The organism is Halovalidus salilacus, from assembly GCF_031852275.1.
GTDB classification, from domain to species: domain Archaea; phylum Halobacteriota; class Halobacteria; order Halobacteriales; family Natrialbaceae; genus Halovalidus; species Halovalidus salilacus.
Map to the genome: position 1 here is coordinate 3,564,864 of NZ_CP134700.1, position 13,956 is coordinate 3,578,819.

General features: G+C 69.4%; 15 protein-coding genes. 6 read left to right on the forward strand and 9 right to left on the reverse strand.

The features are described 5' to 3' along the window. The first annotated feature begins 119 nt into the window (after window positions 1-119). Window positions 120-656 carry a PadR family transcriptional regulator gene (locus RJT68_RS17540; protein WP_407037823.1) on the forward strand — a complete coding sequence of 179 codons (537 nt, stop codon included), beginning with the start codon at window positions 120-122 and terminating at the stop codon, window positions 654-656. Between the two features lie 139 nt (window positions 657-795). Here RJT68_RS17540 and RJT68_RS17545 read toward each other — a convergent pair whose 3' ends face one another. The 4 genes from RJT68_RS17545 to RJT68_RS17560 form a co-directional block, all read right to left on the reverse strand. Further along, the gene (locus tag RJT68_RS17545) at window positions 796-1,260 is read right to left on the reverse strand and encodes a DUF7112 family protein (protein ID WP_407037824.1); all 465 of its coding nucleotides are present in this window, start codon (window positions 1,258-1,260) and stop codon (window positions 796-798) included. Between the two features lie 16 nt (window positions 1,261-1,276). Next, window positions 1,277-1,678: a 30S ribosomal protein S6e gene (locus RJT68_RS17550; protein ID WP_407037825.1), complete on the reverse strand. Its 402-nt coding sequence runs from the start codon at window positions 1,676-1,678 to the stop codon at window positions 1,277-1,279. Between the two features lie 750 nt (window positions 1,679-2,428). Next, window positions 2,429-3,934: a DUF402 domain-containing protein gene (locus tag RJT68_RS17555; protein WP_407037826.1), complete on the reverse strand. Its 1,506-nt coding sequence runs from the start codon at window positions 3,932-3,934 to the stop codon at window positions 2,429-2,431. Window positions 3,935-3,992: 58 nt separating this feature from the next. Continuing rightward, entirely contained in the window at window positions 3,993-4,370 is a 378-nt protein-coding gene (locus RJT68_RS17560) for a DUF7532 family protein (protein WP_407037827.1), read from the reverse strand. A 199-nt stretch (window positions 4,371-4,569) separates the two neighbouring features. Here RJT68_RS17560 and RJT68_RS17565 point away from each other — a divergent pair, with 199 nt between their 5' ends. After that, a complete protein-coding gene (locus RJT68_RS17565) occupies window positions 4,570-5,583 on the forward strand; it encodes a PrsW family intramembrane metalloprotease (RefSeq protein WP_407037828.1) in 1,014 nt (337 codons plus the stop codon). A gap of 17 nt (window positions 5,584-5,600) precedes the next feature. Here the strand turns inward: RJT68_RS17565 and RJT68_RS17570 are convergent, their stop codons facing one another. Next, window positions 5,601-6,266, reverse strand: coding sequence for a riboflavin synthase (locus RJT68_RS17570; protein ID WP_407037829.1), 666 nt, complete (start codon window positions 6,264-6,266; stop codon window positions 5,601-5,603). 191 nt (window positions 6,267-6,457) lie between these two features. On the opposite strand from RJT68_RS17570, the gene RJT68_RS17575 reads away from it, so the two are divergent. Further along, window positions 6,458-6,706, forward strand: coding sequence for a DUF7533 family protein (locus RJT68_RS17575; protein ID WP_407037830.1), 249 nt, complete (start codon window positions 6,458-6,460; stop codon window positions 6,704-6,706). Window positions 6,707-6,728: 22 nt separating this feature from the next. Here RJT68_RS17575 and RJT68_RS17580 read toward each other — a convergent pair whose 3' ends face one another. After that, complete coding sequence (locus RJT68_RS17580) at window positions 6,729-7,031, reverse strand: hypothetical protein (RefSeq protein WP_407037831.1); 303 nt, start codon at window positions 7,029-7,031, stop codon at window positions 6,729-6,731. Between the two features lie 142 nt (window positions 7,032-7,173). Here RJT68_RS17580 and RJT68_RS17585 point away from each other — a divergent pair, with 142 nt between their 5' ends. Together RJT68_RS17585 and RJT68_RS17590 are read left to right on the forward strand one after the other, a co-directional pair. After that, window positions 7,174-8,178 carry an ornithine cyclodeaminase family protein gene (locus tag RJT68_RS17585; protein ID WP_407037832.1) on the forward strand — a complete coding sequence of 335 codons (1,005 nt, stop codon included), beginning with the start codon at window positions 7,174-7,176 and terminating at the stop codon, window positions 8,176-8,178. An 85-nt stretch (window positions 8,179-8,263) separates the two neighbouring features. Next, window positions 8,264-8,479, forward strand: coding sequence for a hypothetical protein (locus tag RJT68_RS17590; RefSeq protein ID WP_407037833.1), 216 nt, complete (start codon window positions 8,264-8,266; stop codon window positions 8,477-8,479). A gap of 26 nt (window positions 8,480-8,505) precedes the next feature. On the opposite strand, the gene RJT68_RS17595 is transcribed toward RJT68_RS17590, so the two are convergent. Then, window positions 8,506-10,056, reverse strand: a complete 1,551-nt coding sequence (locus RJT68_RS17595) for a heme-binding protein (protein ID WP_407037834.1) — start codon at window positions 10,054-10,056, stop codon at window positions 8,506-8,508. A gap of 185 nt (window positions 10,057-10,241) precedes the next feature. Between RJT68_RS17595 and RJT68_RS17600 the strand changes: the two genes are divergently transcribed. Next, on the forward strand, window positions 10,242-10,763 hold the full coding sequence (locus tag RJT68_RS17600) for a PadR family transcriptional regulator (RefSeq protein ID WP_407037835.1): 522 nt from the start codon (window positions 10,242-10,244) through the stop codon (window positions 10,761-10,763). 100 nt (window positions 10,764-10,863) lie between these two features. Here RJT68_RS17600 and RJT68_RS17605 read toward each other — a convergent pair whose 3' ends face one another. Further along, the gene (locus RJT68_RS17605; RefSeq protein ID WP_407037836.1) at window positions 10,864-11,880 is read right to left on the reverse strand and encodes an AI-2E family transporter; all 1,017 of its coding nucleotides are present in this window, start codon (window positions 11,878-11,880) and stop codon (window positions 10,864-10,866) included. 168 nt (window positions 11,881-12,048) lie between these two features. Continuing rightward, window positions 12,049-13,872 (reverse strand): site-2 protease family protein, encoded by a 1,824-nt coding sequence (locus RJT68_RS17610; RefSeq protein ID WP_407037837.1) that lies wholly within the window; start codon window positions 13,870-13,872, stop codon window positions 12,049-12,051. Window positions 13,873-13,956 lie beyond the last annotated feature (84 nt).

Here is a 13,956-nt window from a genome sequence, read left to right on the forward strand (position 1 = left end):
AATTAGTTCATGAGCTTCAATACTCGTGAGTGGGAGCCGCTTCAGATCGACGGCGTCGGCGAACCGTCGTCGGCGTCGGTCGGTTCCAATCACGACCACCCCCAAACTGGTGATCGACAATGCGTGAGGATCCACCCGATACGAAAACGACCCCGTCGTCCATCCTCGAGGAGCTCTCGAGGAGCGCCTCGACGGGGACCACGGGGCCCGACCGGTCCGAGCCGTACGAAATTTCGCTCGGAAGCGGGACGGCCGACGAACGAACGCGCGCCGAAGCCGTCGAGCGCGAACTCGACGAGTTGATGGAACGCGTCAACGGAGCGCTCCCGACCGACGAGGTCGCCTTCGACGAGGCGATCGTCAAGGAGAACCTGGACGAAATCCTCCTGATGCTCATCGCCTTGCACGGCGAAACCCACGGGAAGGAACTGCTCTCCGACCTGACGCACCTCTTCGACGCGCAACTGAGCCCCGGGACGGTCTACCCGTGTCTCCACAGCCTCGAGGAGGAGGGCGTCCTCTCGATGCACGCGAAGGTGCGAACGAAGGAGTACTCCATCGCGGACGAGGGGTACGTCCGCGGGACCGTCGAACGGGCGATGGTCCAACACCTCGCGTTCGGCCTCCTCCTCTACGCCTTCTTACCTCGACTGTAACGTCCGCCGGGTCCCCACTCACACTCGTGTCCTCCGTCCGCCGATCGCGAGCGGCGCGTCCGCTCCGTCGAGCGTCGGTGACGCGCCGCCCGAGTTCTGACGGGCCCCTCGAAAACCGCGTCGGACGACGAAAACCCTCCTACTCGTCGGTCTCGTCGGCGTTCCCGCTCCCGCTCTCGAGATCCTTCGCGATCCGCGCCAGGCTGTCGCTCGGCGGCTCGCGCGCGTCGTAGTAGGCCGTCTCGCCGGGAGCGCGAAGCCCGTAGAGGAAGTCCGGTTCGACGACGTCGAGGAGGACCGATCCCCCGCGCCTGACGTCGGACTCGTCGATCCACTCGGGGAGCGCGTCGGTTCCCGCCGCGGGGTCTCGCGCGCCGTCGGGCGTCTCGTACACGCCGGGGACGATTCCCTCGTCGCCGGTCAGCGCCCGCTCGGGGCGCGCGAACCGCTCGGTTCCGTCGAGAACGATCCGGACGACCTCCTCGAGCGGAACGGCGTCGCGTTCGTCCGCGGGGATCTCGACGCGAACGCCCGAGGGCGTCTCCGCAAGCGTCGCTCGCACGGTGCGAACCGACGGATGGTCGCTCGAAATTCTGTCTGCCATCGAAAAGACCGTCGGGTTACTCGTCCTCGTCGCCGTCCTCGCCGAGCAGGTCCTCGACGTCGGCGCTCCCGCGCTCCGTGATGGTGGCGTTGATCTGCGCGACGGCGTCGGAAACCTCGCGGCCGCGAACCGTGATGCGGCGGCGCTCCCCCTCGCGTGCGGGGCGGTAGCCCGTCTGGCGTCCCTTCATCAGCACTTCCTTGAGGTTTCCGCCGGCGACCGTCTCGTTGAGCGGTCGACCCGCGTCGTCCGATCCGCCGGTGATCTCGAGCGTGTAGCCGTCGAGCCCCACGGCCGAGCCGTCGACCTCGTCCCCGATCGACTTGCCCAGGAATCGGTTCGCGTCCTGTCCCTCCGCCTCGAGCTGGTGTGCCAACCCGGTCTCCGGGTCGCCGACGACGACAGTGAAACTTGCCATAACCGACGGAAAACGGCCTGCGCTCAAAAGAACATCGTTTCCGGCTGACCGGTGGGCTGTCTCGAGTCGATTCCGATCGTTCACCCTCCCTCGAGCGACCCATCTGCGATGCAACTCACGGACAATACGAATTTTTTGGCTTTTAGTTCGATTTGCCAACCAACATGAACACGGCGAAAGCCCTCACCACCCTCGTGCCCGCTCAGCCGGATATCCTCACTCCGTTCGGATAGGGCCGCCTGAGCGGGCACGACGGCGGCTCGCCCTTTCAGTCCGCCAGGTACCTGCCCTTCCCCGTTGAGCGAACGCTCCGCGTTCGCGATGCTCGGAAGACGCGAAGCGTCTTCCGTTGGGTCACGCGGCCCGCGCCGCATCGGCGCGGGCACGCGCTCCCGGCCGTGATTACTGGCGCGCTGGTGAGGCGTCCTCACCGAATTCGGTGAGGACGCCTCACTGATCCGCGAGGGGCGAGTGAGCGAGTGCAACGAGCGAACGAGTCGGCTGGGGAGGGCGAGGTCGTCTGGGTCGGACTGAAAGGGGCCGGCTGGGTCGGGGAGGCTGCCGACTGTAGCACCGCAGGCCGGCGGCCGAGGAGCGCACGTCGGCAGCCGACTCGAGCCGGCCGGGGGCTTTCACCGTGTTTGTACCAGCACTCGATCCGCTAGCTATCATCTGACGATACCTAACTCAAAGAGGATACCTTCCATCCCCGGCTGATACACATCGTACCTCAATCGATCGCGAACGTACTCACTTCGAAAGCGCGCGTTCGACGGCTCGAGCGACCGATTCGGCCTTCGCGGCCAGTTCGTCGGAGACGTGGCCCTCCTCCACGGCTTCGGCGAGTTCGTCCTCGTCGACGACCTCGACGGTGCCGTCGGCGTGCCGAACCACGTCGACGTGGAGGTCGACGTAGCGGGCGCAGTCGGGAAAGAGCTCCACGGGCGTGCAGACGTTGACGTACGTTCCGGCCGTCGACCCGTCGGCGCGCTTGTAGGTGGTCGGGTACCACCACCGGCCCTCCCGGAGCTTCGTCACCGCCACGTCGCCCTCCTCGATGGGGACGCCGAGGGCGTCGTAGGTGCCGCCGCCGCGAAGCGTCCGCTCGAGGGTGACGGTCCCGTCGGCGTCCCACGCGGTCACGTCGCCGGTCCCGAGGGTGATGAGCCGGCCGTCGGGCTTGCCGTGGCCGAGCGAGAGCCGGTCGCCTTCCCGGGGTCCGTACTGGCGGGCGACGGCTGCGAACGGGAACTCGGCGTCGCCCAGCGACCCGGACTCGAGCGCGTCGCCCTCGAGCGACGCGCAGACGGCCTCCGCGAAGTCGACCGCCGCGCTCGCCGCGCGCGCCGTCGCTTTCGTCCGGTGGTGTCCGGGCATCGTCGTCTCGACCCGCCGGCGGTGTTCGTCGAGGGCGAACCGGGACTCGCGGCCGAACCAGAGCCAGGCTGTCCCGGCCGGCGCGGCGAGGAGCGACGGCTCGCCGGGCTCGTCGTCCGCCCCTTCGAGGGCGTTCTCGAGGCTGACGACCCGGGAAACCGCCCGCTCCAGCGCCTCGCCCATCGCCTCGAGGTCGGCGTCGGCGGCCGCCCGCTCCCACCGCAGGCCCCAGCCCTCGGGAACGTCGACCGCGAGGAGGTCGGTCATCCCGACGAGTTCGTTCGCCCGGTCGCCGCGGAGGGCCGCCGAGACGCCGGTCCGGTCCCGCGAGAGGGTGCAGAGTCCACCTTCGACGGCGAGCGACGGGCGAACTCGCGGTCGGTCGTCGTCCCACGGGGGCGCCGGTTCGGCGACCTGCACGCGGTAGCGGTTCCCCGCGTCGACGTAGCCGTCGACGTCGTCGTACTTCAGGTAGCCCCGACGGCCCTCGCCGAGGCCGACGACGGCGCCGCTCCCCCCGCCGGCCTCGAGCACCTCGGCGTCGAACGCGGCGCCGCGGGGGATGCCACCGTCCCAGCGGAAGGCGTCGATCCCGACCGACTCGAGTTCGGCCGCGACCGCTTCGACGGCCTCGGGATCGCCCGACACCTCGAGCCCCTGTCGGTCGCGGGTGGTCTCGATCGAGACGTCCGCGGGACGGTGGTCGAACGCCTCGTCGAAGCGCTCGCGGATCGGCTGGGAGGGCTGGACGACCTCGAACCCGCCGCTCGAGGCCGACGAGGCGGAGAGTAACCGCGTCAGCGCCGTGGTGTAGATGCCGCGAACGCGGACGCGAATCGGCTCCGAACCGGAGTCCGCGTTCGTCTCACCGGCGGTCATCGCTCGCCACCCGCCGACCGACGCCTCGCCGGGGTGAAATCGCTCGAGTGCACGACGATCACCGGAGCGGCTCCCGTTCGGCCGCGAACCGGACCCGGCCGTCGATCGTCGGACCGAGGGTGAGTTCGACGGAGTCCTCTCCGAGGATCCGCCCGTCCTCGACGTACGCGCCCCACGTGTCGAACCGGAGCCAGCCGCGCATGTCCGCCGCGTGGGTGGTGATATCGAGGTACTCCACGGCGTGTTCGGGGTACTCGGCGCTCGAGTGAGCCATGTCCATATCGGAGTAGACCGTGTCGTGGTCGTCGAAGAACGCCTCGAGCGCCGCGGCGTCGTCCTCGACGGCCTCGACGACGGCCGCCGACGCCGCCCGGAGGTCCTCGGTCCCGAGGCCGACGTCGCGAAGCGCCCGCTGGGTTCGCTGATCGAAGTGCATGCGTCGGGCGGTGATTCGCGGGGAACGCCTTTGTGGATTCCGAGTCGCCGTCGAGGACTCGAGCGACCGCCGGGAGGATCGTCGGCGGCGGGTTCGGTCACCGTCGACCGGGACCCGACGCGCTCGCGTCGTGTGTTCGGAGCGTACGTTCTCCGTAGTTTACCGAACGCTTTCGTTCGTGGCTCCCGTATCGGCGAACATGGAGCCGAGGCGAGATCCGGTCGAACGGGCCGCCGACGACTCGGCAGACCTCTACGACGTGTCGACGTGGGAACCCAGAACGGCGGTCGATCGGCTGTCGTACGCGATCCACCGGACGATCAACTACGGGTTCGGCGCGATCGTGTTGGGCGTCGCCCTGCTCATCACGCTCTCGCTGCTCGTCTCGCCCGCGGTCGTCGTCCTCGACGATCCGGTGTTGAGCGTCTTCTTCGGCCTCTCGATCGTCCCCGCGGGGCTGCTCGCGGCGTACATCTGGTACGCCGACATCACGACGCACGAGCCGCTTCCCCTCCTCGTGGGGACCTTCCTGCTGGCGATCCTCTTCGCGACGTTCGCGGCCGTCATCAACAGCATCGGCGGCACGGTGTTCGACACCGCGACCGTCGGCGGTTCGTTCGCCTTCTTCTTCCTGATCGTGGGGCCGGTCGAGGAGACGGTGAAACTGCTCGCGGTCCGGGTGCTGCCCTACCGAAACGAGGCGTTCGACGCCGTCATCGACGGGGCGGTCTACGGCGCCGTCGCGGGGCTCGGCTTCGCCGCCATCGAGAACGCGATCTACATCGGGCGGTACCTCGGCGAGGCGAACCCCGAGGCCGGGTTGCTCCTCGCGGCGGGCGAGATCGCCACCACCCGCGCCCTCGCCGGCCCCGGCCACGTCATCTACTCGGCGATCGCCGGCTACTACCTCGGCCTCGCGAAGTTCAACCGGCGGTTCGCCGGCCCGCTCGTCGTGAAGGGGCTGCTGCTCGCCGCGATCATCCACGCCACCTACAACGTCACCGTCGGGTTCGTCCCGCGGGTCGTCGCGGACCTCACCCCCCTCGGCCCCGGCGCGGCGTTCGTGGGCTACGTGATCGCGTTCGACGCGACCGCGGGGTACTACCTCTACCGGAAGATCGCCCGCTACCGCCGCGCCTACCGAGAAATCAGGGACGACGACGCGTCCACCCGGGCGCCGGACGCGACCGAGTTCGATCCACCGAACCGGTGAAGAAGATCGCCCGTCGCTCACTCGAGCGCGTCGACAGACTCGAGGTAGCCCTCGAGCAGCCCCTCGACGTACTTCGCGATCACGTCGACCTCGAGGTGGACCGGATCGCCGGGTTCCTTCTCCGAGAGCGTCGTCAGGTCGTAGGTCGTCGGGATGATGGCGACGGTGACCGTCGGACCGTCGCGGTCGCGGGGGTCGTCCCCGCCACCACCGGCGTCCCCGCCCGCTTCGAGGTCGGCCACCGTGAGGCTGATCCCGTCGAGCGTGATCGATCCCTTCTCGACGACGTACCGGTCGTAGCCCGCGGGCAGGTCGAACCGGAAGAACCAGTCCTCGCCGACGGACTCGACCTCGCGCACCGTCGCCACCGCGTCGACGTGACCCTGCACGACGTGGCCGTCGAACCGGCCGTCGGCGGGCATCGCCCGCTCGAGGTTGACGAGGTCGCCCTCGACGAGGTCGCCGAGGTAGGTCCGCTCGACCGTCTCGGCGGCCAGGAAGACTTCGAACCACGCGCCCTCCTCGAACGCCTCGACCGTGAGACAGGCGCCGCTGACGCTCACGCTCTGCCCGTGGTCGAGGCCCGTCGCGACCTCGTCGGCGGCGATCCGGAGGCGGAGGCCGTCCTCGGTGCGCTCTCGAGCGACGATTTCGCCCGTCTCCTCGACGATCCCGGTGAACATGTGTCTACTCGCAGGTGGCGCGCGGCGGGCCAAAGCCGTTCCGGGTTCGCCACCGGGGCTCCCCGCTCGAGGGCGGCTCGAGCCCCGCCCACGAACACTCAGAGGGGGCTCGGTGGGAACTCGTCCGCGAACGGAGCGCGAGCGTCCGGAATCGGCGGGGTTTTTCCGCCGGCTTCACCTAGGAGCCACCGATGGCCGGCATCATCGACACGATCAAACTCGCGGGCGTCCTCGTCTTCGCGATCCCCGCGGCGCTCGCCGGACTCGAGTTCCTCCTCGTCCAGGGTCGGACGCTCCTCGGGGCCGGACTCCTCGGAGTAGCCGTCGCGCTCGTCGTCATCCAGCACCGGCTGACCGTCCCGACGGACGTCACGTCGATCGTCCTCGAGCGCGTCACCGGGGCGGTGGTGAAAGAGCCCGACCCCGACGACGAGGAGTGACGGCGCTCGCCGGCGCGGGCGGTTACGACCGCGGGTTCGTCCGCCACTCGAGGTCGGCCTCGAGCGCTCGACTGCCGTGGTCGGTGACTGCGTAGGTGGCCGGCACCGAGGGTCCGCCGCGACGGGGCCGCGTTTTCCGGACGAACCCCGCGGAGAGCAGGGCGGTCAACTCGTCGGCGATCGTCTCGTCGGTGCGGATTCGGCGGGTGGCGTCCTCGAGGTCGCGCTCGATCTCGGCCGCGGAACCGCCGTCCGTCGCGGCGCCGATCGCGAGGAGGTCGCGCTGGCGTGCGGGAAGCCAGAGCGGGGCTGGCTGACTGTACATGCCGTCTGATACTCCCCATAGTATGTAAACCTCGAGATCGAGACGGTCTCGCCGTACGTTCGCGGGACGGGCGTCCGTCGACCGAGGCGCACGGATCGCCGCGGCGGCGGTCTTTTTCTCCCCGGAGGCGGAATGCGCGCGTATGACAGACGCGTTGTTTCTCACGAGCGACGACCTCGAGGGGCTCGCGACGCCGGCCGACTACGTCGACGCCGTCAGGGACGGCTATCGGCAGATCGGCGATGGTGCGCCGGCCTACCCGCGCCAGAAGTTCTTCCGGACCGATCCCGACGGGATGTTCACGAGTTACGCCGCCTTGCTCCCGGAGACGGGCGCGGTGGGCGGCTACATGTACACCGCCGGCTTCGGCGCGGGCGACGGCTGGTTCGTGACGCCGCTGTTCGACGCCGAGAGCGGCGAACCGCTGGCGATCCTCGACGGGGCGAGCATGAACCCGTTCAAGACCGGCGCCGCCGGCGCCGTCGCGGCCGACGAACTCGCCCGCGAGGACGCGACGACGCTCGCGGTCGTCGGCAGCGGGGCCCAGGCCCGCGGGCAGGTCCACGCCACCGCGACCGTCCGCGACTTCGAGGAGGTCCGGGTGTTCTCGCCAACCCCCGAGAACCGGGAAGCGTTCGCGCGAGACTTCGACGAACATCTCGAGGCCGACGTCCGCGCGGTCGACTCGAGCGAGGCCGCCGTCCGGGACGCCGACGTCGTGATCACGGCGACGCGGTCGACCGAACCGGTGTTCGACGGCGACGACCTCGCGCCCGGGACCCACGTGACGGCGATGGGCCAGTACCGTGAAGGGAGCCGCGAGATCGACGTGACGACGGTCGAGCGGGCCACCTACGTGCCGGACATCCGCGAGCGGGCCACCTTCGACGCCGGCGCGTTCCTCGCGGCGCTCGAGGCGGGCGCCGTCACGGAGGAGCACGTCCACGCCGACCTGGGGGAGGTCGTCGCCGGGACCGCGCCGGGTCGAACGAGCGACGACGAGATCACGGTGTTCGACAGCGGCGGGACGGGGATCGAAACCGCTGCCGCGGCCCACATGCTGTACGAGCGGGCGCTCGAGGCGGACCTCGGGTCGACGATCCCGTTCGCGCCGGCGAGCGAGGCGCTGACCGGGCGGCTCCCCTGATCGGCTTCGGGGACCGTCCGAGGAGCCGAACGGGCGCCCGGCTTCGAAATCGCTATCACCGCGGCGGAGAATCGCTCGAGCAAGCATGAAGGGACGAGCGGTGCTCGCGGCGACGATCGTCGGTCACGTCTGCCTGGCGACGCTCGTGACCGCCCACGCGCTCGCGACGAATCGCGAGGTCGGGCGCTGGCCGGCGCTCACCCTGCTGTTCGGCGTCGTCGGCGTCGCGGGTTACGTCCGCTCCGACGCCGACTCGAGCGAGAGCGAGTACGATCGCGATCGAGGGACGGAAACGCGCTAATCGACCGGAAAAACGGGAACCCGGAATCAGGCGAGGAAGACGTGTCGCGGCCGGTCGGCGAGCACGTCCCGGCCGAACTCGACGGTCTCGGAGAAGGCGTCGCTGCGGAAGAACGCCATCGCGTCCTCGCGGGAGTCCCAGCGGCTGGCGATGAACATGTCGTTTTCGTCCTCGCGGTTGACGAGCAGGCTGGTCTTCCGGTGGCCCTCCATGTCGGCGAGAACCTCGCCCACCCGCTCGAACGTGCCGACGAAGTCCTCGCGGTGTTCCGGCTTCACGGTGTAGAACATGCCCATCGTCCCCCACGAATCGCCCTCGTCGTCTCCGGCCTGGCGAACGACCTCGGGGAGGTCGGCGAGGAAGCCCGCCGCCGTGTTCGCCGCCCGGTCGGTCTCCCAGAGGCTGACGACCGCCGACTCCTCGTCTTCGTCGTCGCCGGCCTCGTACACCGCCGTCTTCACGTGGGTATCGTAGTGGTCGAAGTTCTTCCGGAGGCCGTCGGCCTCCTCGAACAGGTCGTCGGGGTCGGCCGCAGAGTAGAGGACGACCGCGTGAACGTCCTCGCCGTGGGGCTGACCCGCGTAGACGCCGAGGTCCTCGAGTTCGTCCCGGACCTCGTCGTCGCCCCCGTGGGGGCCGCTCGAGTCGTCCCCCTCGTCGACGCTCGCGTGGGCGTGGCCGCCCGAGCCGTGGCCGCCTCCGTGGCCGCTCGAGGACCCGCCGTGAGCGCGTCCGTGTCCGTGCCCTTGTCCCTGACCGTGACCGTGTGGCGACCCCGAACTCGCCGCCTCCTGCGGCACTGGCTCGCCGGCCATGAACGCGCCGAGGTTCTCCGGGGGGAACCGCCGTCCGGCGAAGAAGCGCCCGAACTCGGCGAAGCGGGAACTCGAGGGGTCGAAGCGCATCTCGTAGAGCAGGTCCTTGATGTCCGTCGGGTCGTCGGCGAAGAGGGTGACGCCCCACTCGTGGTCGTCGAGGCCGATGCTGCTCGAGATGATCTGGGAGACCTTGCCGCCGTAGCTGCGGCCGATCTCGCCGTGGCCGGACATGTACTCCGAGCGCTCCTCGAACGAGAGGTCGTACCAGTTGTGGTCGGGGCCGCGGCGCTTGTCCATCGGGTAGAAGTCGACGTACTCGGCGTCCGGAATCTCCGGTTTGAGCCGCGACTCGATGTAGCGCGTGATCCCCGGGTCGGCCTCCGCGTCCGGGTCGAAGTAGTCCGTCGCGCCGGTGTAGCCCGAGACCTCGGTCACGGAGACGTAGGAGTCCGCTCGCTCGGTGAACGAGGCCAGTTCCGTGTGCTCGAACCGGCGCTCGAGGACGTCGAGGGCTTCGAGGGAGGGGCGGAGGTGGAGGAAGAGCAGATTCGCCTTGTGTCCGAGCACCGAGAACGTCGCCGAGTCGCCCTCCTCGGCGTCCTCGAGGCGCTCGCACGCGGCGAGGTACTCGATCCCTTCCTCGAGGGCGCGCTCGCGCCGGTGGTCGGGGGCCTCGCGCCAGGCGTCCCAGTCGACCGACCGGAAGTCGTGCAGGACGTACCAGCCTTCGTCCGTCTGCGGTGGTGTCCGCCGTTCCATGCCCACGGGTTAGGTCGGGGTCGTGAAGAAGCAACGGATTTCGCCGCGCGGCGACGACGGCCGCGCCACCGCGACCGCGCGCCGACGGCGAGGCGCACTCGGCCCGAAACCGGCCGGCGGCGGGGTTTGCCGGCGGTGGCGCCGACCAAAACCCTTTACGTTCGCCCGCGCAATCTCCGCCCCACATGCGGAAGAGCGGGCCGCCGAAGGGACTCATCGCCTACCTGGTTCTCGAGTTGCTCGAGGAGAAGCCGCGGTACGGCTACGAGATCCTCAAGGAGATCAACGAGATCAGCGGCGGCCACTGGGAGCCCTCCTACGGCTCGGTCTACCCGATCCTCTACAAGTTCGAGGAGGAGGGGTGGGCCGAGCGGATCGAGCGCGCGGAGGAATCCGACCGGAAGTACTTCCGGCTGACCGACGCCGGCGTCGAGGAACTCGAGGAGCGGCGAGCGCTCGGCGCCGAGAAGGCGGCCGACTTCGCCGACGTCATCCTCGGGTACTTCCACGTCTACGCGACCTGCGCGACCGACGCCCGGTTCGAGATTCCGGCGCTCGAAGGGGAGTGGCGCTTCGACGAGACGTTCAGCGCCTGGATCGTCGAACAGGTCATCCGCCACCACGAGCGCTACTTCGGGACCGAGTTCGAACGAATCGACGACGCGGCCGAGGAGTTCTACGAGCGCCACGGCGTCGACGGGCGGTGAGTTCCCGAACCGCCGGGAGACGGGCGGTGGCGACCCGGGCGTATCGGTACGAGCGCCGCATTTGCCCGGTCCCCGGCCCGCACGCGGCCGACCGACGCGTTCAGCCGAAGTCGGTTCGGTCGAGTTTGTCCCAGTTCTCGGAAACGGTGTGGAGCGTGGCCTTCAACCCGCCGAGGACGATCGGGCCGAAGAACAGTCCCATGACGCCGAACGCGTACGCGCCCCCGAGGATCCCCAGGAGGATTACGGCGGGATTGAGTTCGGCGTACCTGTCGACGGCGAACGGACGGAGGTAGTCGTCGGTGAGACCGACCACGACGACGCAGTACGCGAACAGCGCGACGGCCAGAACCGGCTCGTTCGAGAGGTACAGGTAGAGGACGGCCCCGCCCCAGACGGGAATCGCACCGACGAGCGGCACCATCGCGAGCACCATCATGACGACGGTCCAGAACGCCGCGTTGGGGATGTCGGTCGCGACGAAACCCAGCCCCGCGACGCCCCCCTGAACGATGGCGACGAAGACGTGACCGAAGAGCACGGCCCACATCATGTCGCCGATCTCCTCGTAGAGGTCCCGCTGGACGTCCGCCGGAAGGGGAACGGTTCGGTACAGCCACTCGAGGAGGTCGTCCCCCTCGGCGAGCAGGTAGTAGACGAGAAAGAGCGCCAGCGCGATCCCGATTACGAAGTGGGTGATCGTACCGAACGCTTCGGTCGACCGCTCGACCACGGCCACGCCGATTTCTCGGCCCGAGCCGGCGATTTCTTCGGCGACGTCGACCTCGCGCCCGGTCAGTTCCTCGAATCGGGACTCGATCATCCTGAGCTGGACGGTGTCCGTCTCGAGATTCCGAAGGATGTCCGTCGCGTCACCCCCGACGGTCACGAGGATCACGAAGAACGGTGCGACGAACCCGACGACGGTCAGGATCACGAGGGCGAACGCCGCGACCGACGACGGTACGCGCTCCTCGAGTCGGACCTGGAGCGGGTAGAGCGCGTAGGCGATCAGGGCCGCGCCGAGGAGGTACTGCAAAAACGGCTGGACGAGCAGAACCGACAGCGCGAGGAACGCGGCGACCAGGGCGAGGAGGCTCCCTTTGCTAAGGTTCACGATCGTACTTCACTGGTCGGTGTCATAACGATACGCATCGGCGAAGGGTGTGCTCCGCGAGGGGTGGGTTCGGTGTTCCGGTGGGGCCGCGAGCGTCACGGGTCGGCCCGGTGCTGCCGCGGCCGAGGAGAGGGGCCGTCGGTCGGCGAGGTGGGACACCGGCCCGAATCAGCCCGACAGGAGCGTCGGGCCGAACATCATGAGCGCGAGGCTGACGAGCATCGCCAGGCCGACGGTCGTCGTCACGACGCGGATCTGACCGCGGGTCGTTTGCATCGGGAGCCGCGAGAGGACGGCCTCGGTGCTCGTCCGGAGGATGTGGCCGCCGTCGAGCGGGAACGCCGGGATGCAGTTGAACGTCGCGAGCAGGACGTTGATCCAGGCGGTCCAGAAGAGGACGTTCGCCGTCCAGAAGACGAGCGTCTCGCCGACGGCGCCGAACGGTCCGGCGACGTCGTAGAAGTTCTGAATGCCGCCGGTGAACCCGGGGAAGTCGAAGCCCGCGGCCGTGCTGAGCGAGGCGAACGGGAGGGAGACCGCGCCGGCCATCTGCCCGACGAACGTGTCCGCGCCGCCGCCACCGCCGATCACGCCGAGGAACTCCGAGGCGGGATAGAGGGAGACCCCGAGCCCGTCGACGGTCAGCCCGGAGACGCCCGAAACCACCTGCACGCCGAGGAACCCGCTGTCCGCCTCCGGGTGCTCGTCGAGCGTAACGTCGTAGGACACCCGCTCGTCGTCGCTGTACCCCTCGACGGTCACCTCGTCGCCGGGCGCCGTCTCGCCGAGAACGTCCTGGAGGTCGCTCGCCGACTTGATCCGCTCGCCGTCGAGGTGCGTCACGACGAGTTCGTCGTCGGCGGTCGCGCCCGCGGACTCGAGCGGGCCGTCCTCGGCGACGACGACCGTCGCGCCGATCGGGATCTCCCGCTCCTCGGTGCCGCCCTCGGACTCGAGGGTCACCGTCGCCGTCCCGTCGTCGCCGACGGCCTCGAGGAACGCCGATTCGGTGGCGACGGGTTCGCCGTTCACGGCGAGGATCACGTCGCCGGTCGCTAACGGCGAGCCCTCGTACGCCCCGGTGACCGAGAGCGACCTGGGGACCTCGACGTCCTCCTCGCCGTTTCGCTCGATCGCCACCGTCTCGCCGTCGGCGGCCGCGAGCCGCTCCTCGAGGGCGTCGTTCGACTCGACGGGCTCGCCGTCGACGGCCGTGATCCGGTCGTACGGTTCGATCCCGCCGTCTTCGGCCGCGGAGCCGGGTGCGACGCCCCCGACGGCGGCGCCCGGTGCGACCGAGACGGCTCCCGCGACGATGGTGAACAGCAGGGCGAAGGCGACGATCGTGACCACGAAGTTGTTGGTGACGCCGGCGGCGAACATCCGCGTCTGGCCGCCGCGGGAGGCCTCGCGACTGCTCTCCTCGTCGGGCTGGACGAACGCGCCGACGGGGATGATCGCGAGCATGACGACGCCCATCGAGTCGATGTCGATGTCCTCGACCCGACAGAGTAGCCCGTGGCCGCCCTCGTGGACGACGAGGCCGATCAGCAGGCCGATCACGATCTCCGGCGCCGCCGAGAGCGGGAGGAAGTCGTTGACGCCCGGGATCGCGAGGATGTTTCGCGGCGCGTGCGCGGCGGTCTGCTCGCGCACGTGGAGGCCCGCGTAGCCGCTCACGAGCACGAAGACGAACATCGCCGCCATGACGACGACCGAGATGCCGACGCCGACGTTCGCCCACGCGCGCCAGAATCGCTTTCGTCGCGCGAGGCGGTCGAGGAACGCCTTCCCGCGCTCGGTGTGAAACGTCAGGATCGGTCCCTGGCCGCCCACGTACTCCGGCAGGAGGTCGCGCTGGCGGAGGACGGTGACGCCGAGCCAGTAGGCGAGGAAGCCGAGCAACAGCCACGTCGTCGGTTCGGCGGCCGACCACTCGAGGAACGCGACGGTCGGCGAGACGGCGGGCGCGGATGGGGGACCGAAGGCCATTGGTGCATTCTCAGGGGAGGGGCTATCAAATGGCTTTTGTCTGGGGACGTCCCGGCGGATCGCGGTCCGATTCCCGATTCGCGG